The organism is Luteimonas composti, assembly GCF_042678665.1.
In the GTDB taxonomy this organism is placed as follows: domain Bacteria; phylum Pseudomonadota; class Gammaproteobacteria; order Xanthomonadales; family Xanthomonadaceae; genus Luteimonas; species Luteimonas composti.
On record NZ_JBHTKU010000001.1, the window covers coordinates 432068 to 454533 of the forward strand.

General features: G+C 72.5%; 21 protein-coding genes, 2 tRNA genes and 1 pseudogene. 9 read left to right on the forward strand and 15 right to left on the reverse strand.

Translation table 11 applies throughout. The features are described from left to right. Positions 1–72: 72 nt before the first annotated feature. Positions 73–984, forward strand: coding sequence for an amidohydrolase family protein (locus ACFQ2D_RS01995; RefSeq protein ID WP_280941921.1), 912 nt, complete (start codon positions 73–75; stop codon positions 982–984). A gap of 12 nt (positions 985–996) precedes the next feature. Here ACFQ2D_RS01995 and ACFQ2D_RS02000 read toward each other — a convergent pair whose 3' ends face one another. The 13 genes and pseudogenes from ACFQ2D_RS02000 to ACFQ2D_RS02060 form a co-directional block, all read right to left on the reverse strand. Next, a complete protein-coding gene (locus ACFQ2D_RS02000) occupies positions 997–2625 on the reverse strand; it encodes an FMN-binding glutamate synthase family protein (RefSeq protein ID WP_280941922.1) in 1629 nt (542 codons plus the stop codon). 436 nt (positions 2626–3061) lie between these two features. Continuing rightward, positions 3062–3135: transfer RNA gene (locus ACFQ2D_RS02005), tRNA-Cys, on the reverse strand. A gap of 82 nt (positions 3136–3217) precedes the next feature. Beyond that, positions 3218–3293: transfer RNA gene (locus tag ACFQ2D_RS02010), tRNA-Gly, on the reverse strand. Continuing rightward, a complete protein-coding gene (gene pgsA, locus ACFQ2D_RS02015) occupies positions 3284–3934 on the reverse strand; it encodes a CDP-diacylglycerol--glycerol-3-phosphate 3-phosphatidyltransferase (protein WP_280941923.1) in 651 nt (216 codons plus the stop codon). The genes ACFQ2D_RS02010 and pgsA overlap by 10 nt, the downstream gene beginning before the upstream one ends. After that, positions 3931–5955 (reverse strand): excinuclease ABC subunit UvrC, encoded by a 2025-nt coding sequence (gene uvrC / locus ACFQ2D_RS02020; protein ID WP_280941924.1) that lies wholly within the window; start codon positions 5953–5955, stop codon positions 3931–3933. Before uvrC ends, pgsA begins: the two co-directional genes overlap by 4 nt. After that, positions 5952–7376, reverse strand: a complete 1425-nt coding sequence (locus tag ACFQ2D_RS02025; protein WP_280941925.1) for a thioredoxin-like domain-containing protein — start codon at positions 7374–7376, stop codon at positions 5952–5954. The genes uvrC and ACFQ2D_RS02025 overlap by 4 nt, the downstream gene beginning before the upstream one ends. A 9-nt stretch (positions 7377–7385) precedes the next feature. Beyond that, positions 7386–7868, reverse strand: a complete 483-nt coding sequence (locus tag ACFQ2D_RS02030) for a low molecular weight protein-tyrosine-phosphatase (RefSeq protein WP_280942058.1) — start codon at positions 7866–7868, stop codon at positions 7386–7388. 4 nt (positions 7869–7872) lie between these two features. Further along, complete coding sequence (kdsB, locus tag ACFQ2D_RS02035; RefSeq protein ID WP_280941926.1) at positions 7873–8643, reverse strand: 3-deoxy-manno-octulosonate cytidylyltransferase; 771 nt, start codon at positions 8641–8643, stop codon at positions 7873–7875. Further along, the gene (gene lpxK, locus ACFQ2D_RS02040; protein WP_280941927.1) at positions 8640–9659 is read right to left on the reverse strand and encodes a tetraacyldisaccharide 4'-kinase; all 1020 of its coding nucleotides are present in this window, start codon (positions 9657–9659) and stop codon (positions 8640–8642) included. The genes kdsB and lpxK overlap by 4 nt, the downstream gene beginning before the upstream one ends. After that, positions 9656–11425 carry a lipid A export permease/ATP-binding protein MsbA gene (gene msbA / locus ACFQ2D_RS02045; protein WP_280941928.1) on the reverse strand — a complete coding sequence of 590 codons (1770 nt, stop codon included), beginning with the start codon at positions 11423–11425 and terminating at the stop codon, positions 9656–9658. The genes lpxK and msbA overlap by 4 nt, the downstream gene beginning before the upstream one ends. Beyond that, positions 11422–11850, reverse strand: a complete 429-nt coding sequence (locus tag ACFQ2D_RS02050) for an ExbD/TolR family protein (protein ID WP_280941929.1) — start codon at positions 11848–11850, stop codon at positions 11422–11424. Before ACFQ2D_RS02050 ends, msbA begins: the two co-directional genes overlap by 4 nt. Before the next feature lie 4 nt (positions 11851–11854). Then, complete coding sequence (locus ACFQ2D_RS02055) at positions 11855–12499, reverse strand: MotA/TolQ/ExbB proton channel family protein (RefSeq protein WP_386795548.1); 645 nt, start codon at positions 12497–12499, stop codon at positions 11855–11857. Next, a pseudogene (locus ACFQ2D_RS02060) lies at positions 12426–14937 on the reverse strand (DNA internalization-related competence protein ComEC/Rec2); the annotation flags it as partial. The gene ACFQ2D_RS02055 and the pseudogene ACFQ2D_RS02060, both read right to left, overlap by 74 nt. 140 nt (positions 14938–15077) lie before the next feature. On the opposite strand from ACFQ2D_RS02060, the gene ACFQ2D_RS02065 reads away from it, so the two are divergent. Then, positions 15078–15530, forward strand: a complete 453-nt coding sequence (locus ACFQ2D_RS02065) for a PaaI family thioesterase (protein ID WP_280941932.1) — start codon at positions 15078–15080, stop codon at positions 15528–15530. Positions 15531–15621: 91 nt separating this feature from the next. After that, the gene (locus ACFQ2D_RS02070) at positions 15622–16716 is read left to right on the forward strand and encodes an NAD(P)/FAD-dependent oxidoreductase (RefSeq protein WP_280941933.1); all 1095 of its coding nucleotides are present in this window, start codon (positions 15622–15624) and stop codon (positions 16714–16716) included. Between the two features lie 216 nt (positions 16717–16932). Here ACFQ2D_RS02070 and ACFQ2D_RS02075 read toward each other — a convergent pair whose 3' ends face one another. After that, a complete protein-coding gene (locus tag ACFQ2D_RS02075) occupies positions 16933–17730 on the reverse strand; it encodes an amidohydrolase (RefSeq protein WP_280941934.1) in 798 nt (265 codons plus the stop codon). A gap of 55 nt (positions 17731–17785) precedes the next feature. Beyond that, positions 17786–18931 (reverse strand): pyridoxal phosphate-dependent aminotransferase, encoded by a 1146-nt coding sequence (locus tag ACFQ2D_RS02080; protein ID WP_280941935.1) that lies wholly within the window; start codon positions 18929–18931, stop codon positions 17786–17788. A 74-nt stretch (positions 18932–19005) separates the two neighbouring features. Here ACFQ2D_RS02080 and ACFQ2D_RS02085 point away from each other — a divergent pair, with 74 nt between their 5' ends. The 6 genes from ACFQ2D_RS02085 (at position 19006) to ccmE (ending at position 22455) form a co-directional block, all read left to right on the forward strand. Continuing rightward, the gene (locus ACFQ2D_RS02085) at positions 19006–19494 is read left to right on the forward strand and encodes a DUF3293 domain-containing protein (protein ID WP_280941936.1); all 489 of its coding nucleotides are present in this window, start codon (positions 19006–19008) and stop codon (positions 19492–19494) included. A gap of 34 nt (positions 19495–19528) precedes the next feature. Beyond that, positions 19529–20179, forward strand: a complete 651-nt coding sequence (ccmA, locus tag ACFQ2D_RS02090; RefSeq protein ID WP_280941937.1) for a heme ABC exporter ATP-binding protein CcmA — start codon at positions 19529–19531, stop codon at positions 20177–20179. Continuing rightward, positions 20176–20871 carry a heme exporter protein CcmB gene (gene ccmB, locus ACFQ2D_RS02095; RefSeq protein WP_280941939.1) on the forward strand — a complete coding sequence of 232 codons (696 nt, stop codon included), beginning with the start codon at positions 20176–20178 and terminating at the stop codon, positions 20869–20871. The genes ccmA and ccmB overlap by 4 nt, the downstream gene beginning before the upstream one ends. A gap of 191 nt (positions 20872–21062) precedes the next feature. Beyond that, entirely contained in the window at positions 21063–21812 is a 750-nt protein-coding gene (gene ccmC, locus ACFQ2D_RS02100; protein ID WP_280942059.1) for a heme ABC transporter permease CcmC, read from the forward strand. Then, the gene (gene ccmD / locus ACFQ2D_RS02105; protein ID WP_280941940.1) at positions 21809–21979 is read left to right on the forward strand and encodes a heme exporter protein CcmD; all 171 of its coding nucleotides are present in this window, start codon (positions 21809–21811) and stop codon (positions 21977–21979) included. The genes ccmC and ccmD overlap by 4 nt, the downstream gene beginning before the upstream one ends. After that, on the forward strand, positions 21976–22455 hold the full coding sequence (ccmE, locus tag ACFQ2D_RS02110; protein ID WP_280941941.1) for a cytochrome c maturation protein CcmE: 480 nt from the start codon (positions 21976–21978) through the stop codon (positions 22453–22455). Before ccmD ends, ccmE begins: the two co-directional genes overlap by 4 nt. The last annotated feature ends 11 nt before the right edge of the window (positions 22456–22466 follow it).

Sequence of the window (22466 nt, forward strand, 5' to 3'; positions counted from 1 at the left end):
GCCCTGCCGGGCGTCTGATGGCGGGACAGGCGCATACGCGCCCCACCGCCAACGGTCCGACAGGAGCACGCCATGGCATCCGTATCGCTTGCTTCGCGGGAATCCCGCGCCCGCTTCCCCGCATCGTTCGCGCGCCGGCTGGCACTGCCGGCACTGTTTGCGGCTGTGCTGGCGGTCCCGGCTGCCCCGGCTGCCGAGCCGGTGTTCGACGTCCACGTGCACCTGCGCGAGGGTGCACGCTCGCTGGCGGACTACGAGGCCGACGCGCGCGCGGCCGGCATCGAGTTGGGCGGGGTCGGCGCCATGTGGTTCGGGGGGCCGAACCAGGCCCTGGCCGGCGACACCGGCGCCGTGCGCGCCGGCAACGACGGCATCATCGCGCTGGCCGCGACGCGACCTGGGGTGGTGGCCGCGGCCACCGTCCATCCCCATGACGGCCAGGCGGCGCTGGACGAGCTGGCGCGGGTCGCCAGCGCCGGCGTGAAGCTGCTCAAGCTGCACGCCCACACCCAGCGCTTCGATGTCGACGATCCGCGCGTCGAGGCGCTGGTGCGCCGGGCCGGCGAGCTCGGCGTGGTGGTGCTGATGGACAACGCCGGGATCCTGCCCGGGGACCACGAGAAGCTGTTCAACCTCGTGGTGCGCGTCCCCGGCACGAAGTTCATCCTGGCGCACATGGGCGGCATGAATTTCCGCTTCTGGAACATCCTGATGTTTGCGCGCACCGCCGACGGTTTCGCGATGGACAACCTCTACTTCGACATCTCCGGCCCGGTGCTGCTGGCCGACTCGCCGCTGGAAGCCGAACTGGTGTGGACCCTGCGCAACGTCGGCATCGACCACGTGCTGCTGGGATCGGACTATCCGCAGCTGGGACTGGCCGCGGCCGTGGACGCGCTCGGACGGCTCGACCTCACCGGCGAGGAGAAGGCGAAGATCCGGTGGCACAACGCCGCGCGGCTGTTCGGCCTGGAGGCGCCCTGACAGGCGCGGCGCCTACATCAGCTTGCTGCGTCGCATCTCCAGCGCCCGCTCGGGCGGCTGGAAGGAATCGGCGCGAGCGCTCGCCCAGAACGCCCGGAACACGGCGTGCTCGGGCACCTGGTCGAGCAGTTCGCCCGGTACGAGGAAGCGGTACAGCGCCGCCAGCGAGCGCACCTCGGTTGGCGAGACGCGGCGCAGGATGTGCTCGGGTCCCAGCTGCGAGGGGTGCTCCAGGCCCGCCGCGCCCAGCATGTCGCGCAGCGCGCGCAGGGTGTTCTGGTGGAAGTTGAACACGCGCGCGGCCTTGTCCTCGACGTCGAGCGCGCGCCAGCGCGCCGGGTTCTGGGTGGCCACGCCGGTGGGGCACCGGTCGTTGTGGCAGCTGCGCGACTGGATGCAGCCCAGCGCGAACATGAAGCCGCGCCCGGCATTGCACCAGTCCGCGCCCATGGCGATGGTGCGGGCGATGTCGAAGGCGCTGGCGATACGGCCGGCGCCCGCGAGGCGGACACGGTCGCGCAGGCCGATCCCGACCAGGGTGTTGTGCACCAGCATCAACGCCTCGTGCATCGGCACGCCGACGTGGTTGATGAACTCCAGCGGCGAGGCGCCGGTGCCGCCTTCGGCCCCGTCGACGACGATGAAGTCCGGCGTGATGCCGGTTTCCAGCATCGCCTTAGCCACGCCGAACCATTCCCAGGGATGGCCGATCGCCAGCTTGAAGCCGGTCGGCTTGCCGCCGGAAAGCTCGCGCAGCCGCGCGACGAACTCCAGCAGGCCGGCCGGTGTCGAGAACGCCGAGTGCGAGGCCGGCGAGACGCAGTCGACGCCCGGCACCACGCCGCGCGCGGCGGCGATCTCGGCGGTGACCTTGGCGGCCGGCAGGATGCCGCCGTGGCCGGGCTTGGCGCCTTGCGAGAGTTTGATTTCGATCATGCGCACCTGCGGGTCGTGCGCGTTCTCGGCGAAGCGCTCTTCGCTGAAACCGCCGGCCGCGTCGCGGCAACCGAAGTAGCCCGACCCGATCTCCCAGACCAGGTCGCCCCCGCGTTCGCGGTGGTAGGACGAGATCGAGCCCTCGCCGGTGTCGTGGTAGAAGCGGCCGCGCCTCGCGCCCTCGTTGAGCGCGCGGATCGCGTTGGCCGAGAGCGAACCGAAGCTCATCGCCGAGATGTTGAACACGCTGGCGTCGTAGGGCATGGACTGCGCGCCGCCCACCAGCACGCGGAAGTCATGCGACTCGGCGTGCGCCGGCGACAGCGAATGGTTGATCCATTCGTAGGAGACGCTGTAGGGATCGTGCTCGCTGCCGAACGGCACCGTGTCGCGTTCGTTCTTGGAGCGCTGGTAGACCAGGGCGCGCTTCTCGCGCGAGAACGGCACCTCGGCCAGGTCGTCCTCGATGAAGTACTGGCGGATCTCGGGCCGGATCGATTCGAACCCGTAGCGGAAGTGTGCGATCAGCGGATACAGCCGGCGCAGCGTCGAACGCCGCTGCACGACGTCGACCAGGCCCAGGAGGGACAGCGCGCCGAACATCGCGGCCGCCCACCACCAGGCCGGCGACCAGAACAGTGCCAGCACGATGCCGAGCACGGTGAACGCGATGCAGGCGAACCAGGCGGTCTTGCGATGGAGCATGGGCACCGGGAGCGACGCGCCGGAATGGCGCGGCGCCATCATCACACAGCCGCCGTGGCCGGCGCGTGCCCGCACGGCGCAATGGTAAGGAGTGGTGCCCGAGGCCGGACTCGAACCGGCATGACCGCGAGGTCGAGGGATTTTCGTACCACTTCGGCTTTGGCCGCCGGCCGTAGCCGTTCGTGGTCTGGAGCACGCCTTCACCGTGGCGCTTGCGCGCGGTAGGTGCCCGCCGTCTGCTCTCTACACCTTCCCTGCCGCGAACGGAGGGCTTGGCTCGGCGTTGGCTCGGGCGCGGGGCCCAGGGCGTCCACCGAATTTGACGGGTGCCACCCCCGGGGTTTCCCCCGGAGGGCTCAAATCTTCAAGTCCCTTGTGTCTACCGATTTCACCACTCGGGCGTGGCGGCGTGTGCGTCATCCCGCTGCGGGGAAGATGGAGGCCTGGGTCGGAATTGAACCGGCGTACGCGGATTTGCAGTCCGCTGCATAACCACTCTGCCACCAGGCCGGTGACGCTCGCCGCGGCCAACGATACACGTTCGCGGCGCCGATAAACAAAACCCCGGCGGTGCCGGGGCCTGCTTTGAAACTGGAGCGGGAAACGAGGCTCGAACTCGCGACCTCAACCTTGGCAAGGTTGCGCTCTACCAACTGAGCTATTCCCGCGTTGAGCCCGGCATTTTACCGGAGCTTTGTTTGGTGTCAACAACTGATTTCTCCGCCGCGCGAAGCGATGGCCAGGCGGCCCGCAGGTAGGCGAACCCGGACCACAGGGTCAGCAGCGCGGCGGCGCCCAGCAGCCAGTCGCCGAGGTGGAATACGGGCACGCCCATCCAGATGTCGGTGCCCGGCTGCAGCGGATGGCGGGGGTTGATCGAGTACAGCAGGCACGACAGCGCCACCATCTGCGCGATGGTCTTGATCTTGCCGATCGTGGCCACCTTGACCTTGGCGCGCTGGCCCAGTTCGGCCATCCATTCGCGCAGCGCCGAGACCGCGATCTCGCGGCCCACGATCACCGCCGCCCAGAACGCCATCCACGGCGTCGGATGTCCCTGCACGATCAGGAACAGGGCGACCGCCACCATCAGCTTGTCGGCGACCGGATCGAGGAAGGCGCCGAAGGCCGAGTACTGGTGGTAGCGGCGCGCGATCCAGCCGTCCAGCCAGTCGGTGACCGCGGCGAGGATGAACACCAGCGCGGACGCGAAGTTGGTCCAGTGCGAGGGCATGTAGAACACGGCGACCAGGACCGGGATCAGCAGGATCCGCAGCAGGGTCAGCCAGGTGGGAATGGTGAGCTTCATCTGGACGTGGGGGGCGTGCCGGGGGGAACGGCGTCCGGGAGGCCGTGCAGGGTCGCATAGATTCGGCCCGCCAGCGCCGCATTGACGCCTTCGACCCGGGCGATCTCCTCGATGCCCGCGGCCTTGAGCCCGGCCAGGCCGCCGAAATGCTTGAGCAGGCTGGCGCGGCGGCGCGGACCGATGCCGGGAATGTCCTCGAGCCGGCTGACGCTGCGCGCCTTCTGGCGACGGCCGCGGTGGCCGGTGATGGCGAAGCGGTGGGCCTCGTCGCGCACCTGCTGGATCAGCTGCAGGCCGGGCGAGTCGGTGCCGGGACGCAGTTCGCGCCCGTCGGGCAGCAGCAGGCGCTCGTGTCCGGCGCGGCGCTCCTCGCCCTTGGCTACGCCGACCACGATCACGCCGGACTCGCCCGGGCCACCGGCGGCGGGGATGCCGAACGCATCCAGCACCGCGCGCGCCTGCGCCACCTGCCCTGCCCCGCCGTCGATCAGCAGCAGGTCCGGCAGGACGCCGGACGGTCCGGCTTCGCGCGCGGCCGCTGCCCCGGTGTCCGGCTGCGTCGTGTCGGCGCCGTCGCCGCCTGCCGCCGCACCGGCGGTCGTCGGCAGGGACGACGCGTCGCGCGCTTCGGCGGCGCGGCGGAAGCGCCGGGTCAGGGCCTGCTGCATGGCCGCGTAGTCGTCGCCCGGTTCGATACCGGCGATGTTGTAGCGCCGGTACTGGCCGCGCACCGGCCCCTCGGCGTCGAACACCACGCACGAGGCCACGGTGGCCTCGCCCATGGTGTGACTGATGTCGAAGCACTCGATGCGCGACGGCGCACGCACCAGGCCCAGAAGTTCGCACAGCGAATCGAGCCGCGCCCGTTGCGCGGCGCGGCTGCCGATCTCGGTGGCCAGCGACATCTCGGCGTTGCGCCGCGCCAGGTCGAGGTAGCCGGCGCGCTCGCCGCGCACGCTGTGGCGGATCTGCACCTTGCGGCCGGTGGCGGCGGTGAAGGCTTCTTCCAGCAGTTCGATGTCCTCGATCGCCCGGTCGAGCACGATCTCGCGCGGCGCCGGCTGCTCGCCGTAGTACTGCGAGACGAACGCGGCCAGCACCTCGGCCGGGTTGTCGCTGCCGTTGGTCTTGGGAAAGAACGCGCGCGTGCCAAGGTTGCGGCCGTCGCGGAAGGCCAGCAGCAGCACGCAGGCCTGGCTGCCCTGCATCGCCACCGCGAGCACGTCGAGTTCGGCGGCGCGACCATCCACGTACTGGCGCGCCTGCAGGGTACGCACGCTGGCAACCAGATCGCGCAGGCGGGCGGCTTCCTCGAAGTCGAGGCGGGCGCTGGCCGCCTCCATCGCCTCGCCCAGTTCGCGGGTGAGTTCGTCGCTCCGGCCTTCCAGGAACAGCGTCGCGCGACGCACCGCATCGGCGTACTCGCGCGCCGGAACCAGGCCCACGCAAGGCGCGGTGCAGCGGCCGATCTGGTGCTGCAGGCACGGCCGCGAGCGGTTGCGGAACACGCTGTCCTCGCAGCTGCGCAGCTTGAACAGCTTGTGCATCATGTTCAGCGTTTCGCGCACCGCGGTGACGCCGGGGTACGGGCCGAAGTAGCGGCCGGGCACGCTGCGCGGGCCGCGGTGCAGCGCGAGTCGCGGCCACGGTTCCTGGGTGACCAGGACGTAGGGATAGCTCTTGTCGTCGCGCAGCAGCACGTTGTAGCGCGGCCGCAGCGACTTGATCAGCTGGTTCTCCAGCAGCAGCGCCTCGCCTTCGGTGCGGGTGACCGTGACCTCCATGCGCGCCACCTGGGACAGCATGGCAAGCGTGCGCGAGGCCTTGGGCGTGTTGGCGAAGTAGCTGGCCACGCGCTTGCGCAGCGCGCCGGCCTTGCCCACGTACAGCACGCTGCCGTCGGCGGCGATCATGCGGTACACGCCCGGCGCGGTGCTCAGGCCGCGGGCGAAGGCCTTGCCGTCGAAGGGCGCGTCGTCGGGCGGACTGCCGGTGCCGGGAACGGATCGGTCGCCGGTCATTCGCCGATGGGCACGTGGCGCAGCGCGCCGGTGCGGGGATCGAAGCGGAGCACCGCGTGGGCGTCGGTGTCGGCGATCCAGACCGCGCCGCCGCCGACCGCCAGGCCGGCCGAGCCGTGCAGGCGCTGCGGGAGTTCGATGGTCGACAGCTCGCCGCCGCCCAGGCGCAGGCAGCGCAGCGCGTCGTTGCCGCCGTCGGCGATCCACAGCAGCGGGGAATCGGGGTCGAGCGCGATCGCCAGCGGCTGCTGCAGCCGCGCTTCGGTGCGTACGCCGTCGGCATGGCCGAACTGCCACTGGTCCTGGCCGACCAGGGTCGAGACCGTGCCGCTGCGCACGTTGACGCTGCGGATGGCCGAGCCGGCCGCATCGCAGACGTACAGCACCTGCTGCACCGCGGCCAGCGCGACGGGTTCGGCGAAGGCGGCGCCCACGCTGCCGCCATCGGTCACCGCCAGGCGTCCGGAGCCGGCCACCAGTTCGATGGCAGGCGCACCCAGGTCGTACTTCCAGATCCGGTTGTCGCCGGTGGTGGCGATGAACAGCGCGCTGCCGCTGATCGCGACGGCACGCGGCTGGTCCAGCGGGACCGCGCGCGGATCGGAGATCGCGCCCTCGCGCGGCGTGCCGGAGCGTCCGGCGCCGCAGAGCGTGTCCACGTCGCCGCCGCGCAGTTCGACGCGGCGGACCGCATGGTTGCCGCTGTCGGCGACATAAAGCACGTCGCGCCACAGGCACATGCCGTGCGGGCGGTTGAACGCCGCCAGTTCCATCGGCCCGTCGATGAAACCCGGGTCGCCGCTGCCGAACTGGCGCAGCACGCGCCCGGACTGGTCGCACTCGAGGATGCGGTGGTGCTCGCAGTCGGCCACGTACAGATAGTTGCCCGAGACCACCAGGCCGGTCGGGAAGCGCAGCGGCAGCGGCGGCTCGCCGCCGCGGCGCATTTCGATCGGATCGGCGCTGGGCAGGGTCGGCACCAGCTCGCCGGCCAGTGCGCCGACCAGGGCGTCGAGTTCGCGGATCGGCCCGTCGCCGACCACGCGCTGGCGGATGCGCCCCTCGCCATCGATCAACACCACCGTCGGCCAGGCCTCGATGCCGTAGTGCTGCCACAGGGTCCAGTCCGGATCGTGGCCGAGCGGGAAGTCGTAGCGCGGACGGTTCAGGCGCTTTCCGATGCGCCGCGCGTCGCGCTCGCCGTCGAAGCGCGGCACGTGCACGGCGACCACGTTCAGCCGGTCGCCATGGCGCGCGCGCAGGCGCGCCAGGTCGGCCAGGCGCTGCTGGCACCAGGCCGAACCGGCGTTCACGAACGCCAGCGCGCAGACCTTGCCGCGCAGCTGCGCCATGCGCAGCGGCGCCAGCAGGTTCAGCCATTCGATGCCGGGCGGGAACTCGGGGGCGGTGGTCGCGTCCATCGCCGACGATTATGCGTCAATCGGCGCAGTGCGGTCCGCCAGTCGCGCGACCACGGCGCGCGCGGCGCGGTCGACCAGGGTCCAGACGCGTTCGAAGGCCTCCGGCCCGCCGGTATAGGGGTCGGGAATCTCGGCGCCCTGCCCCATCCCCGCCCATTCCAGCAGCAGCGCGCTGCGCGCGGTGGCGCCGGCCGGCGCGCGGGCGCGCACGTCCGACAGGTTGCTGCGGTCCGCGCACAGCAGCCAGTCGAAGCGGCGGTAGTCGGAGGCGTGCAGCTGGCGCGCGCGCAGCAGGGTCAGGTCGACGCCGTGGCGCGCAGCATTGGCGACGGTGCGCGGATCCGGCGGTTCGCCGACGTGCCAGTTGCCCGTGCCGGCGGAGTCGAGTTCGACGCGGTGGTCCAGGCCGGCGTCGTGCAGGCGCTGGCGCAGCACGCCTTCGGCCAGCGGCGAGCGGCAGATGTTGCCCAGGCACACCACCAGCAGCCGCAGCGGTTCAGCCACGCGCCGCCTCCAGGATCGCCTCGGCGCGCGCCAGGTCCTCGGGCGTGTCCACGCCCTGCGGAAACGCTTCTGGCGCAAGGCCGACGGCGATCGGCCAGCCCGCCTCCAGCACCCGCAGCTGTTCCAGCGATTCGATCTGCTCCAGCCGCCCCGGCGGCATCCGCGAGAAACGGCGCAGGAAGCCCGCGCGGTAGGCGTAGATGCCGATGTGGCGCAGCCATTCGCCCGACACGGCCACCGTGCCCTCGCGCGCGAAGGCGTCGCGGTGCCAGGGGATCGGCGCGCGGCTGAAATACAGCGCATGGCCGGTATCGGCGACCACCACCTTGACCGTGTTGGGATCGAACAGGACCGCGGGCGCGTCGACCGGTTCGGCCAGCGTCGCCATCGCGGCGTGTCCGTCCGCGGCGAGTTCCGCCACCCGGCGGATGCCGGCGGCGGGCGCGAAGGGTTCGTCGCCCTGCAGGTTGACCACGAGGGTGTCGTCGGCCCAGCCGGCGATGTCGGCGCATTCGGCCAGGCGGTCGGTGCCCGACTGGTGGTCGGCGCGGGTCATCGCCACGCGCACGCCGCAGCCCTCGAGCGCGTCCGCGATGCGCGGATCGTCGGCGGCCACCCAGACCTCGCGCGCGCCGGCGGCGAGGGCGCGCCGCGCGACGTGCAACACCAGGGGCTCCCCGCCGAGCAGGCGCAGCGGCTTGCCGGGCAGGCGCGTGGCCGCGTAGCGGGCCGGGATGGCGACGACGAAGTCGGGGTGGGTCATGGCGCCTGGGCGGGTCGGGAAGAACGGGTCGGGAGGCGGCCGAGCAGCGCCACCCAGAAGGCCTCGGGCAGTCGCGCGTCGATGCCGACGCTGTACCAGCGCTCGCCGGCCAAGGCGGCGCACTTGACCGCGTCCTTCTCGGTCAGCAGCACAGGCAGGTCGCTGCCGAAGCGCAGGTCGTCGGCCTGGTAGCGGTGGTGGTCCGGGAACGCGTGCGGGACCACGGCGATGCCGTGGCCGCGCAGCATCGAGAAGAACCGCTCGGGATCACCGATGCCGGCCACCGCGTGCACCCGCTGCCCCGAATAGGCCGCCAGCGGACGCGGCCGCCCGCCCGTGAGCGGGCGCGCGTCGGCCGGCTCGAGCCACATCGGCCATTCGCCGAAGCCGGCGGACAGGTCCGGATCGCTGCCCACGTTGAGCACGCGGAAGTGGCACGACTCGCCGCGACCCGGGGGCTCGCGCAGCGGTCCGGCCGGCAGCAGGTGGCCGTTGCCGTAGCGGCGGCGGCCGTCGATCACTTCGATCTCGAGGTCGCGCGCCAGCCGGTAGTGCTGCAGGCCGTCGTCGCAGACCACGATGTCGCAGCCGCGCGCCACCAGGTCGCGCGCCGCGGCGACGCGGTCGGCGTCGACCCGCACCGGCACGCCGGTGCGCGCGGCGATCAGGACGGGTTCGTCGCCGCCCAGCGCGGGATCGGTCCCGGCCTCGACCCAGGCGGGCCGGCCCGCCTCGGCGCGGCCGTAGCCGCGGCTGGCCACGCCGGGCGTCCAGCCGGCCGCGCGCAGGCGCTCGACCAGGGCGATGGTCATCGGCGTCTTGCCGCTGCCGCCGGCCACCAGGTTGCCGACCACGACCACCGGGCAGCCCGGATGGCGCGCACGCAGCAGGCCACGCCGGTACAGGTCGCGGCGCAGGCCGGTCAGCGCGCCATAGACGCCCGAGAGCAGCCGCGCATGCGGCGGCGGCGCCTTGCCGCCGTACCAGTACCCCGGAACCCCGCTGCCGCGGCTCACGCTTCGCCGCCCTCGCGGAACTGCATCCGGTGCAGGTGCGCGTACAGGCCGCCCCGGCCAAGCAGTTCGGCATGCGTGCCCTGCTCCACCAGCCGGCCCTGGTCGAGCACCAGGACCTGGTCGGCGTGCTCGATGGTCGACAGGCGGTGGGCGATGACCAGGGTGGTGCGGTCGGGCATCAGCCGGTTCAGCGCTTCCTGCACCAGCCGCTCGGATTCGGTGTCGAGTGCGGCGGTGGCCTCGTCCAGGATCAGGATCGGCGCGTCGCGGAGGATCGCGCGCGCGATCGCCAGGCGCTGGCGCTGGCCGCCCGACAGCATCGCCCCGTTCTCGCCGACCGGCGTGTCCATGCCCTGCGGCAGGCGCTCGATGAACTCCCAGGCGTTGGCCGCCTCGGCCGCCGCGCGCAGCGCCTCGGGCGAGGCTTCGGCGGCGTAGGCGATGTTGGCCGCGACGCTGTCGTCGAACAGCATGACCCGCTGCCCGACGAGGGCGATCTGGCGACGCAGGTCGGAGAGCCGGTACTGGTCGAGCGGCACGCCATCGAGGGTGATGCGGCCGCCGCTGGGCTCGTAGAAGCGCGGGACCAGGCGTACCAAGCTGGTCTTGCCGCTGCCCGAGCGCCCGACGATGGCGGTGACGGTGCCCGGCCTCGCGGTGAAGCTGATCCCGTCCAGCGCGTGCCGCGCCTCGTCGCGCTCGTAGCGCAGCGAGACGTTGTCGAACACCAGCTCGCCGCGGGCGCGCGCCAGCGGGAGGCTGCCGGCGTCCCGCTCCTCGGCCGAGTCGAGTACGCCGAACAGGCGCTCGGCCGCGGCCACGCCGCGGCCGATCACGCTCTGCACGTTGGTGATCCGGCGCAGCGACGGGATGATGCCCATCATCGCGGTCATCAGCTGGACGAATTCGCCCGGGTTGAGCCGGCCCTCCAGGGCCTCGTGCACCGAGACCCAGACGATCGCCGCCAGCGCCAGCGCGGCCAGGATCTGGACCAGCGCCGAGGACATCGCGCGCGTGGTCTCGACCTTCATGTTCAGGCGCAGGATGCGGTTGGCGAAGCCCGAGTAGCGCTCGCGCTCGAAGGCCTGTGCGCCATGGACCTTGACGTCCTGCTGGGCGGCCAGCGACTGCTCGGCGCTGGCCGCCAGTGCGCCCATGCCGTCCTGGATGCCGCGGCTGATGCGCCGGTAGCGCCCGCCCACGTACCAGACCAGCACGCCGATCAGCGGCGCGATCACGATCATCGCCAGGGTCACCTTGACGCTGGTATAGAGCATCAGGCCGAACAGGAAGGCGATGGTGAGGCCATCGGTGAGGATCGCCTTGAGCGCATCGGAGCTGGCCTGGGTGACCTGCTCGGTGTCGAAGTTGAGCCGGCTCACCATGGCCGGCACCGACTCGGTGTCGAACCGCGTGCTGGGCAGGCGCAGGTACTTGCCCAGCACCAGTTCGCGCAGGTCGCGGACCACGCTGCGGCCGACCCGGGCCATGCCGTAGTCGGTGGCGAAGGTGGCCAGGCCGCGCAGCAGGAACAGGCCGATGATCGCCGCGGGCAGCACCACCGCCATCTCGGGCTTGGGATCGACGAAGCCGTCGTTGGTCAGCGGCTCCATCAGCCACACGAAGGCGGCGCCGGCCAGGGCCTCGACGATCATCGCCGCCATCGCCACCAGCAGGAACGGCCAGTAGATCCAGGCGTGGCCGAGCAGCCTGCGGTAGATCGGCCAGGCGCCCGGCGCCTGCGCTTCGCTTGAAGGCCGGGTCATTGTGGAGCCGGCGCCTGCTCGGGCGCGGTGGCGTTGGCGATGCGGGTGAAGCCGAGCTGGCCGAGCGCCTCGTAGGCGGTCACCACCGCCTGCCACGGCGTGCGCGCGTCGGCGCGCAGCAGCACCGTGCGATCGCGGTCGTCGCCGGCCACCTCCACGATGGTGCGCTTGAGCGATTCGACGTCGGTGCGCAGCGCCTCGCGGTCGCCGACGAAATAGCGGCCGTCGGCGTTGATCAGCAGGCTCAGCGAATCGGACTGCGTGTTGGCCTCGCCGGCCGCGCGCGGCAGTTCGAGCTTGAGCACCGAGCGCGCGTCGAAGGTGGTGGTGATCACGAAGAAGATGATCAGCACCAGGATCACGTCGATCAGCGGCACCAGGTTGATCTCGGGCACGTCCTCGGCGCGCCGGTCGCGGATGCGCACGGCGTCAGCCCTGGGCCGGCTCGGCCGCGGGCGCTGCGGCGCCGGTCGGGATCGCGGCCATGGCCGCGGCGGCGGCGCGGGCGCGCGGATCGATCACGTCCATCAGCTGGATGGCCTCGTGCTCCATGTCCACGATGTAGCCGTCGATGCGGGCCCGGAACCAGCGGTGGAAGACCAGCGCAGGCACTGCCACCACCATGCCCGCCGCGGCGCAGACCAGGGCCTTGCCGATGCCGCCGGCGAGCTGGTTGACGTCGCCCACGCCGTGGTCCATCACCCCGAGGAACATCTGGATCATGCCGACCACGGTGCCGAACAGTCCCAGCAGCGGGCCTGCCCCGGCGATCGTGCCGAGCGCATTGAGGAAACGCTCCATGCGGTGGGCGATGTGGCGGCCGACGTCCTCGACCCGCTCGCGGATCTCCTCGCGCGGACGATGGCGCACGTCCAGCGCGGCGGCCAGCAGCTCGCCCAGCGGCGAATTGCGGCGCAGCGAATCGATGTGGGCCGGGTCGAGCCGGCCGCGCGCGGCCCAGGTGCGGACTTCCTGCCCCAGCCCCGGCGGCAGTACCGCGGCGCGGCGCAGCGCCCAGAACCGTTCGACGATGATCGCCAGCCCCACCGCCGACAGCAGCAGCAGCGGCAGCATCGGCCAACCGCCGGCCTTCACCAGTTCAAGCACGCTTCGTCCTCCGGCCCGACGGCCTGCCCCAGATCGGCCGATAGGATAGCCGGTCAGCGCGCCGCGTCGGCCCTCCGCACCGCGTCCCACAGCCGTGGATGGCGGCTGCGCCGGCGTTCGATGTGCGTTGCGTCACCGATGCGCACGCGCACCGCGCCGTCGCGGGAGGTGTCGGCGGTCGCTGCGCCGGCCCGTCTCCAGCGCTCGATCACCCGCGGATGCGGGTGCCCGAAGCGGTTGCCGTGGCCGCTGGACGCGATGGCCAGCCGCGCCTGTGCCGCGGCCACGAAGGCCGGGTCGGAGGACTTGTCGCTGCCATGGTGGGCCAGCAGCACCACGTCGCTGCGCAGCGAGGCCGCCTGGCCGTGCACCAGCATGCGCTCGACCACCGCGCCGACGTCGCCGGCCAGCAGGGCCGAACCCTGCGCCGATTCGATCCGCAGCACGCAGCTCGACTCGTTGCGCATGGCCGGGAAGTGCAGGTCCGGATGCAGGAAGGCGAAACGCACGCCGTCGAACTGCCAGGCGCTGCCCGCCAGGCAGGGCGCGGCCCGGTCGATTCCTGCGTCGGCGGAGGCGAACACCGGGCCGGTGGGAAAGCGGCGGCGGATCGCGTCCAATCCACCGGCGTGGTCGGCATCGCCATGGCTGACCACCACCGCGTCCAGGCGCCGCACGCCCAGCGCGTGCAGGGCCGGCGCCACCACCCGCTCGCCGGCGTCGAAGCCCTCCGGCTGGGCGGGGCCGGTGTCGTAGAGCAACGCATGGTGCGCCGTACGCACCAGCACCGAGGTGCCCTGCCCCACGTCCATCACCACCAGTTCGAACGCGCCGGGTGCCGGCAGCGCCCGCGCCGGCCACAGCAGCGGCAGGAGCAGCAGCGCGGCCAGCGCCTTGCCCGGCACGCCCCGCGGCAGCAGCAGCCAGAACGCCCCCAGCAGGGCCAGGGGCAGCGCCAGCCAGTGCGGCTCGGGCAGCCACCACAGGGCCAGCCGGCCCTGCGCGAGCCATTCGAACAGCGGCCAGGACAGGTCGAAGCACCACGCCGCCAGTCGCCAGGCCGGGCCGCCCCAGCCGGCGCCCAGCGCCTCAAGCCCGGTGCCGACCAGGGCCAGCGGCACCACCACCAGGCTCCACCACGGGATCGCGACCAGGTTCGCCAGCGGCCCGGCCAGCGAGGCCTGGCCGAACAGCACCGCGGTCAGCGGCAGCAGGCCCAGCGTGGCCACCCACTGCGCGGACAGGAAGCCGCGCAGCAGCGGCTGGGCGTGGACGCCGGGCAGGCACCAGGCGAGCCAGGCCACGCCGGCGAAGCTGAGCCAGAAGCCGGCGGCAAGCACCGCCAGCGGATCGGCCAGCAGCAGGGCGATGGCTGCCAGCGCCAGCGAGCCGGCCACGCCCATCGGCCGCCGCCACAGCCGCGCCAGCACCACCACCGCGATCATCAGGACCGTGCGCACCGTCGGCAGGGCGAAGCCGGCAACCGCGGCATAGCCCACCGCCCCGAGCAGCGCGCCGCAGGCCGATGCCTGCGGCCGCGGCAGCCATCGCCCCAGGCCCGGCAGCAGCCACCAGAGGCCGGCGACCGCAAGCGCGAAGAAGCCAGCGACCAGGCCGACGTGGAATCCGGAGATCGCGATCAGATGGGTCAATCCAGTGGCGCGCAGGACCTCCCAGTCGACATCGTCGAGTCTGCGCGTGTCGCCAAGGGCCAGCGCCCGGATGAAGCGCGACGACGGCCGTGCCAGTGCGGCGTCGATGCGCGTGGCGATGGTGTCGCGCCAGCCGTCGATGCCTGCCGCGCCGTGCATGCGCTGCCAGGGCTCGCCCGAGCGCACGTAGCCTGTGGCCGCAAGGCGCGACGCCAGCGCATGGCGTTCCCCGTCGTACCAGCCGGGATTGCGCAGGCTGCGCGGCGCGCGCAGGCGCGCGGTGAGGCGCCAGCGGCTGCCCGGCACCAGGTCCAGGCGCGGCGAAGCGGCGCTGTCGCGGTCGTCGTACCAGGCCAGGCGCAGCAGCCGGCCGCGCAGCGCCTCCGGCTGGCCGGCGTCGCGGTCGACCCGGAACAGGAAGCGCGTGCGCCGCGGTTCGTGCTCGGGCAACTGCACCACCCGGCCCTGGACCTCGAAGTCGCCACGCTCCAGCGCCGGCGGCAGCTGGCCGTGCAGTCCCCACGACGCATGCAGGCCCAACAGCGCCGCGCCCAAGGCCAGCGCGCCCGCCAGCCTGCGCCAGTCGTCCCAGCGCCACCACGCGGCCAGCCCGGCGCAGGCGGCAGCCAGCAGTAGCGGGACGGGCGGCAGCGCCGGCAGCCGCGCGCAGGCCAGCACGCCGAGCACGAGGGCGGCGGCGACCGCCGGCCCGAACGGCGCGCGCGGCGCCGGATCGCAGCTTGGACCTTCCATGGTCGCCTGCCGGGGGGAGACGGGGAAAGCGTGCAGCGCCCGTCGTGCCGGCGGCATCGGGGCGTGGCGCGCCGCGGCGTAGGAATGCCCCGACCCGCTCCGCTTACCATCGAAGGCTCCGCAACCACACGGTCTCCCCCATGTCCGCTTCCACGCCAGACCTGTCCGCGCTGATCCGCGAGCGGCTTCCGCCCGCGCTGCAGGCCCTGGTGCCGCCGCCCTGCCTGCTGGACATGCAGGGCGAACTGGTGGACTACGAGGACGGACGCGAGCTGCGCATGCGCTTTCCGGTGCTGCCCCGCTACCGCAATCCGCTGGGCAACATGCAGGGGGGCTTCATCGTGGCGGCGCTCGACAACACCATCGGCCCGTTCTCGTTCCTGGTGGCGCCGCCGAGCGCGACCGCCAGCCTGGATACCCAGTACCTGCGCCCGGTGACATCGGCCGATGCCAGCATCACCTGTCGCGCCTGGCTGGTCGAGCGCACCCGCAACACGCTGCACATCCACGCCGAGGCCCGCAACGAGGCCGGGAAGATCGTGGTGTTGGCGCAGTCGGTGAACCAGCTGCTGGGCGAACGCGTCCCGGGCTGATCGCCCGACTTCATTCCCGCTTCACCGCGGCTTCCCGCCGCCCACATCCCGCCGCGCCACGCTGTGCGCGGTTCGGGATGGAGGCGCGTGGATGCGATGCAGCTGGGACGTGGTGGTGGTCGGTGCGAGCTTCGCCGGCGCGGCCTGCGCGCTGGCGGCGCGCGAGGCAGGGCTGCGCGTGTGCGTGCTCGAACGCAAGCGCGATCCGGGCATCCGCCTGCACACCACCGGCATCATCGTGCGCGAGGCCGCCGAAGGTACGGCACTGGCCGGAATCCCGCCGGCGCTCGTGCGCCGCGTCGACGGCGTGCGCCTGTACGCGCCGGGCCTGCGCAGCGTCGCGCTGCAGCGCCGCGACTACTATTTCCTTGCCACCGACACCCCGGCGGTGATGCGCTGGCTGGCGGGCGAACTCGAACGCGCCGGCGTCGAGCTGCGGCTGATGCAGTCGTTCACCGACGCAAGGCGCGACGGCGAAGCTTGGCAGGTGGCCGGGCTGGGGGCCTGCCGCTGGCTGGTCGGCGCGGACGGCGCCAAGTCGCGCGTGGCGATGCGCGCCGGCCTGGGCCGCGTGCGCGACTTCCTCTATGGCGTCGAGCACGAGTTCGACGGTGCGACGCTCGCAGAACCGGATCGCCTGCACTGCTTCATCGACCGGGCGCTGGCGCCGGGCTACGTCGGCTGGGCGGCGCAGAATCCGCGCGGCGTGCAGCTGGGCCTGGCGTTCCGCCATCGCGAGGACCGTGCCGGGGTCCCCGATATCGACGCGTTCCGCCGGCGGGTCGGAGAACGGCTCGGGCTGGACCCCGGGCGGCGGGCCACCGCCACCCGCGCTGGCCTGATTCCCTGCGGTGGGCCGGTACGGCCGCTGGCGGCGCCAGGCGTGATCCTGACCGGCGACGCGGCCGGCATCGTCTCGCCGGTCACGGCGGGCGGCATCCATTCGGCCTGGCGCCATGGCGAGGCGGTCGGTCGCGCGATTGCCGCGCACCTGCTGGCGGGCGGCCCGGATCCGGGCCACGTCGCCGCCCGCGCCGCGCCGCGCTATCGGGGCAAGCGCCTGCTGCGCTGGGCCTACGACCACCTGCAGCAGGACTGGCCGTTCGACCTGCTGCTGGGCACGCCGCCGCTGCGCTGGGCGGCCGAACGCATCTACTTCCACGCCAGGCCGCGCGGTGCCCGATGATGCTGGCGCTGTCGTTTGGCCAGCCGGGCACGCTGGCGCCGGGTTCGTGGTCGCCCTGGCCAAGGCGCCGCGCACGACCGCGATATCGCACCCGACCAGCGCCGCGCCGTGAGTACGCGCTGCACGCGACGGGCAGCGACCATGCCTTCGCGGATCTGGTTGGTCCTCGTGGTGCCGCGCACGCGGCGCACGTAGCGCCTCGACAACGGCTGGGCGTCAGCGCAGCTCGAACGCGTCGCCGTCGAGCATGGCCGGGAAGCGTTCGCGGTGCGCGGCCAGCTCGGCGGCCAGCAGGGTCGTGGTCGCCACCACCTCGGCGTCGGTACATTCGCTGGACGGATGGCCGAGGAAGTCGATCACCGCGCTGTCGCCCGAATACTGCAGGCCGGCGCCGTCGGTGCCGACGCGGTTGAGCCCGGCGACGTAGCACAGGTTCTCGATCGCGCGTGCGCGCAGCAGGGTCTTCCAGGCGTACGCCCGCGCCGACGGCCAGTTGGCGACGTAGAGCAACAGGTCGTAGTCCAGCGCGCCGGGGCGCTCGACGTCGTAGCGGTTGCGCGAATACACCGGGAAGCGCAGGTCGTAGCAGACCAGCGGGCAGATCCGCCAGCCGCGCCACTCCACGGTCAGCCGCTCGCGTCCGGCCGCGTAGCGTTCGTGCTCGCGGGCATAGCGGAACAGGTGGCGCTTGTCGTAGTGCGACACGGCTCCGTCGGGCGCGACCCAGAGCAGCCGGTTGTAGACGCCGTCGCCGACCCGCAGCTGCACGCTGCCGCACACAACCGCGTCGAGCCGCTGCGCGTGCTCGCGCATCCAGTCGAGGGTCGGGCCGTCCATGGTCTCGGCGTTGCCGATCGCGTCGTTGGAGAAGCCGCTGGTGAACGTCTCGGGCAGCAGCACCACGTCGGTGGTGCCGCGAAGCGGCGCGATGAGCCTGCCGTAGTAGTCGCGGTTGCCGGCGGGATCGTGCCAGCGGGTGGCGCCCTGGACCAGGGAGATGCGGAGGTCGTTCATGCGGCCAGCCTATCCAAGCCGCGCGGGCTTGGGTAGGCGGGTCCGCGCGGTGCGGTCACAGCCGCTGCAGGCGACCGATCGCCGCGTCCAGCGTCGCCGGGTTCTTGGCGAAGCACAGGCGGGCCAGGCGCTGGCCCGGTGGCGGCGCCTCGTAGAACGGCGAAAGCGGGATGGCGGCCACGCCGTGTTCCACCGTCAGCCATCGGCAGAACGCGGCGTCGTCGAGGTCGCTGACGGCCGAATAGTCCACCAGCTGGAAGTAACCGCCGGGCACCGGCAGCGGCCGCAGTCGGGTGCTCGCCAGCTGCTCGCGGAAGCGGTCGCGCTTGGCCTGGTAGAAGGCGCCCAGCTGCTCGTAGTGCTCCGGCTCGGCCTCCAGCATCGCGGCGAAGGCGTGCTGGGCCGGGGCGAAGGTGCAGAACACGTTGTACTGGTGGACCTTGCGGAACTCGGCGGTCAGCGCCGGCGGGGCGATGCAGTAGCCGACCTTCCAGCCGGTGCAGTGGTAGGTCTTGCCGAAGCTCGACACCACGAAGGCGCGATCGCGCAGCGCCGGCCAGCGCAGCACGGACTCGTGGCGGGCGCCGTCGAACACGATGTGCTCGTAGACCTCGTCCGAGAGCAGGAAGATGCCGGTGCCCTCGAGGATCGCGGCCAGCTCGACCATGTCCTGCGCCGACAGCATGGCGCCGGAGGGGTTGTGCGGGCTGTTGATCATCAGCATGCGCGTGCGCGGCCCGATCGCCTCGCGCACCCGCTGCCAGTCGGGGGCGAAGGTCGCCGGGTCCAGCGGCACGTGCACGGCGCGGGCGCCGGCCAGGTCGATCGCCGGCTCGTAGCAGTCGTAGCAGGGGTCGAGCACCACCACTTCGTCGCCTGCCCGCACCACCGCGTGGATGGCGTTGAAGATGGCTTCGGTGGCGCCGCTGGTCACCGTGACCTCGCCGTCCGCGTCGGGCTGGTGGCCGTACACGCGAACGGTCTTGGCGGCGATGGCCTGGCGCAGCGCGGGCACCCCGGTCATCGGCGCGTACTGGTTGTGGCCGGCGCGCATCGCCCGGTCGAGTTCCTCGACCAGGCGCGCGGGTGCCTCGAAGTCGGGGAAACCCTGGCCGAGGTTGACCGCACCGTGTTCCTGGGCCAGCTGCGACATCACGGTAAAGATGGTGGTGCCGACCTTCGGCAGCTTGCTCTGCAACATCGACGTCCATCCACGCGGCGACCGGAAGCCCGGCAGTTTACGGTCCGCCCCCGATCGGTTAAACCTTGTCGCCGATGTCGACGCAGGCAGCCCCCGATGACGCGCGACTTGCCTCGCTGCTGCGCGCCTACCTGGCCGCGGAGTACCGCTGGCAGCGCGAGGGCGACTGGCACGACATCAGCATCGGCCTGCCCGCGCCGGGGCTCGACCTGGCGTATCCGCGCGCCAGCTCGTTCGGGCTGGTCTCCGCCTGGAATCCATCGTCGATCGAGCGCAGCACCGCAGAGAACCGCGACGCCGACCAGGCGCTGTGCGAGGCGCTCGATGCCACCGGTTACCAGTACCTGCCCGCCTTTTCCTCGGCGCGCAACCGCAGCTGGCGCGAACCCGGCTGGCTGGTGATGGACATGGATGCGGCCGGCTACGATGCCCTCTCGCGCAGGTTCGGGCAGCTGGGGGCGCTGTGGTGGCCGGCGGGCGCGCCGGTGCGCCTGCGCATGGACGCGCGGCGTCCGCCCGAACTCGACGACGACGACCGCTTCGTCGACTGGCTAGTAGAATGAGCGCGATGGCCGGTCTTCGGCCGAAGCGCGCCTGATGCCCGAGACCCTTTCCGCCGCCGCGCCGCTGCTCGACGTGCGCGGCCTGAGCTTCGACCGCGACGACCTGCCCGTGTTCGGCCCGCTGGATTTCAGCGTCGAGCGCGGCGAAGCCCTGCTCGTGCAGGGGGGCAATGGCGCCGGCAAGACCACCCTGCTGCGGCTGCTGGCGGGCCTGCTCGACGGCGAGCGCGGCGACATCCGCCTCGGCGGCCGGAGCGCCGGGCCCGCCGCGCGCGCCGGCAGCCTGGCCTACCTCGGCCACCTGCCCGGCCTCAAGGCCGACCTGACGGCGATGGAGAACCTGGACTACCTGTGCGGGCTGCTCGGCCGTCGCCCATCGCTGTCGCTGGAAGAGGCGCTGGCGATCGTGGGACTGGCCGGCTACGAGGATGCCGCCGCGCGCACGCTTTCGGCCGGCCAGCGCAAGCGCCTGTCGCTGGCGCGGCTGTGGCTCTCGCCGGCGCCGCTGTGGCTGCTGGACGAACCCTACGCCAACCTCGACCTGCCCGGCATCGAACTGGTCAACCGCATGGTGGGCGCGCACCTGGCCGAAGGCGGCGGCGCCCTGGTCACCACCCACGGCGCCTACGCCGCACCGCCGGTGCGCACCCGGCTGCTGGAACTGGGCACGGCGGTGCGCGCGTGAGCGCATCGCCGGCCACGCCCGGACTGGCCGCGTCGGCGCGCGCGCTGGTGCTGCGCGACCTGCGCCTGCTCTGGCGCCGACGGGGCGACGCGCTGCAGCCGGCGCTGTTCGCGGTGCTGGTGGTGGTGCTGTTCGCGTTGGCGATGGGCAGCGAGCGCGAGCTGCTCGCCCGCGCGGCGCCGGGCGTGCTGTGGGTGGCGGTGCTGCTGTCGGGCCTGCTGGCGCTGGACACCCTGTTCCGGGGCGATGCCGAGGACGGCTCGCTGGAGCAGTGGCGACTGGCCCCGGTGCCGCTGGCCTGGCTGGTGCTGGTGCGCACCCTGATGCACTGGTTGACCACCGCCGCGCCGCTGCTGGTGGCGGTGCCCGTGCTGGCCGAGCTGCTGTACCTGCCGCGCTCGCTGTGGCCGGTGCTGCTGCTGGCGCTGGGGCTGGGAACCCCGCTGCTGAGCCTGCTCGGCGCCGTGGTCTCGGCGCTGACCGTCGGCATGCGCCGGGCCGGCGTGCTGCTGGCCCTGCTGGCGCTGCCGCTGTACGTGCCGGTGCTGGTGTTCGGGGCCGGCAGCGTGGCCCAGGCCGCGCAGGGGCACGACCCGTCCGGCGGCCTGCTGCTGCTCGCCGCCGGGCTGCTGCTGGCGCTGGTGCTGGCGCCCGTCGCGGCCGCCACCGCGATCCGGATCGCGTCCCAGTGAGGCGCCGGGCCGGCGCGAGGCGCCGCGCGGGCACGACGCGCGGCGCTGGGGCATCCTGTCCACCCCCAAGGCTTGGCCCCACCGGTCGAGTCTGAAAAAATAGGCACTTAGCCAAGGATGCCGGCGGCCAGCCCGGCCTCCTGCCGCCTGCGGCGGTTCCCCCCTAGCGAGCAAACAGCCCGATGTCCAAGATGAACCCGGTGGTGCGCTGGTTCCACCAGCTCGGGTCGCCCCCCTACTTCGACCGCTTCGCCGCGCGCTGGGCCCCCTGGGGTTTCGGCCTGGGCCTGGCGACCATGGCCGTGGGCATGTACCTGGGGCTGTTCGTGGTGCCGGCCGACTACCAGCAGGGCGACAGCTTCCGCATCCTCTACATCCACGTGCCCGCCGCGTGGATGAGCATGGCGATGTTCGCGCTGATGGCCGTGTACGGCGCCATCGCCCTGGTCTGGCGGATCAAGCTGTGCGAGATCCTGGCCATGGCCTGCGCGCCGATCGGCGCCGGCTTCACCGCCATCACCCTGGCCACCGGCAGCATCTGGGGCAAGCCGATGTGGGGCACCTGGTGGGACTGGGATCCGCGCCTGACCTCGCAGCTGGTGCTGCTGTTCCTGTATTTCGGCGTGATCGGCCTGTACGCGGCGATCGAGGACCGCCGCGCCGCCGCGCGCGCCGCCTCGCTGCTGGCCATCGTCGGCGTGGTGATGCTGCCGATCATCCGCTACTCGGTGGTGTGGTGGAACTCGCTGCACCAGGGCCAGACCATCCGAGTGTTCGGCGAGTCCTCGATGGACGCCAGCATGCTGCCGCCGCTGCTGTGGATGGTGGTCGGCACCAAGCTCTGGGCGATCGGCTCGCTGCTGGCGCGCGCCCGCGCCGACAACCTGCAGCGCGAGGCCGGCAAGGACTGGGTGCGGCGCGTGGCGGGAGCGGCGCGATGAGCTACGCCGGTTACGTCATTGCGGCCTATGCCGTGTTTATCGCGGTGCTGCTGTGGGACTTCGTGGCCCCGCGCATCCGCATCGCCCAGGTGTTGCGCGCCGTCCGCCTGCTGGCGCGCCGCGACGCCGCCCGCGCGCAGCCCGATGCGCAGGAGCTCAAACGATGAACCCCGTCCGCCGCCGCCGCATCTGGTTCGTGGTCGCGCTGCTGGCCGCCGCCAGCCTCGCCGCGGTCCTGATCGCGCTTGCCCTCCAGCGCAACATCGCCTACCTGTACACGCCCCATGAGGTGCTGTCGGGCACCGCCGGCGAGGCGGTGGCCTCGGGCCAGGCGCGCTTCCGCCTCGGCGGCATGGTCGAGGACGGTTCGTTCCGCCGCGAGGAAGGCTCGTTGCAGAGCCACTTCCGCGTCACCGACGGCGACGCGCAGCTGGACGTGGTCTACGACAGGATCCTGCCCGACCTGTTCCGCGAGGGCCAGGCGGTGGTGGCCACCGGGCGCATGCAGGACGGCCGCTTCGTGGCCGAGGACGTGCTGGCCAAGCACGACGAGACCTACGTGCCCAAGGAAGTCGCCGACAAGATGGGCCTGGCGCACAGCAAGCACGACGTCGACGTCGCTCCGGCGAAGCCGGCGCCGTGACCCCGCGTCCG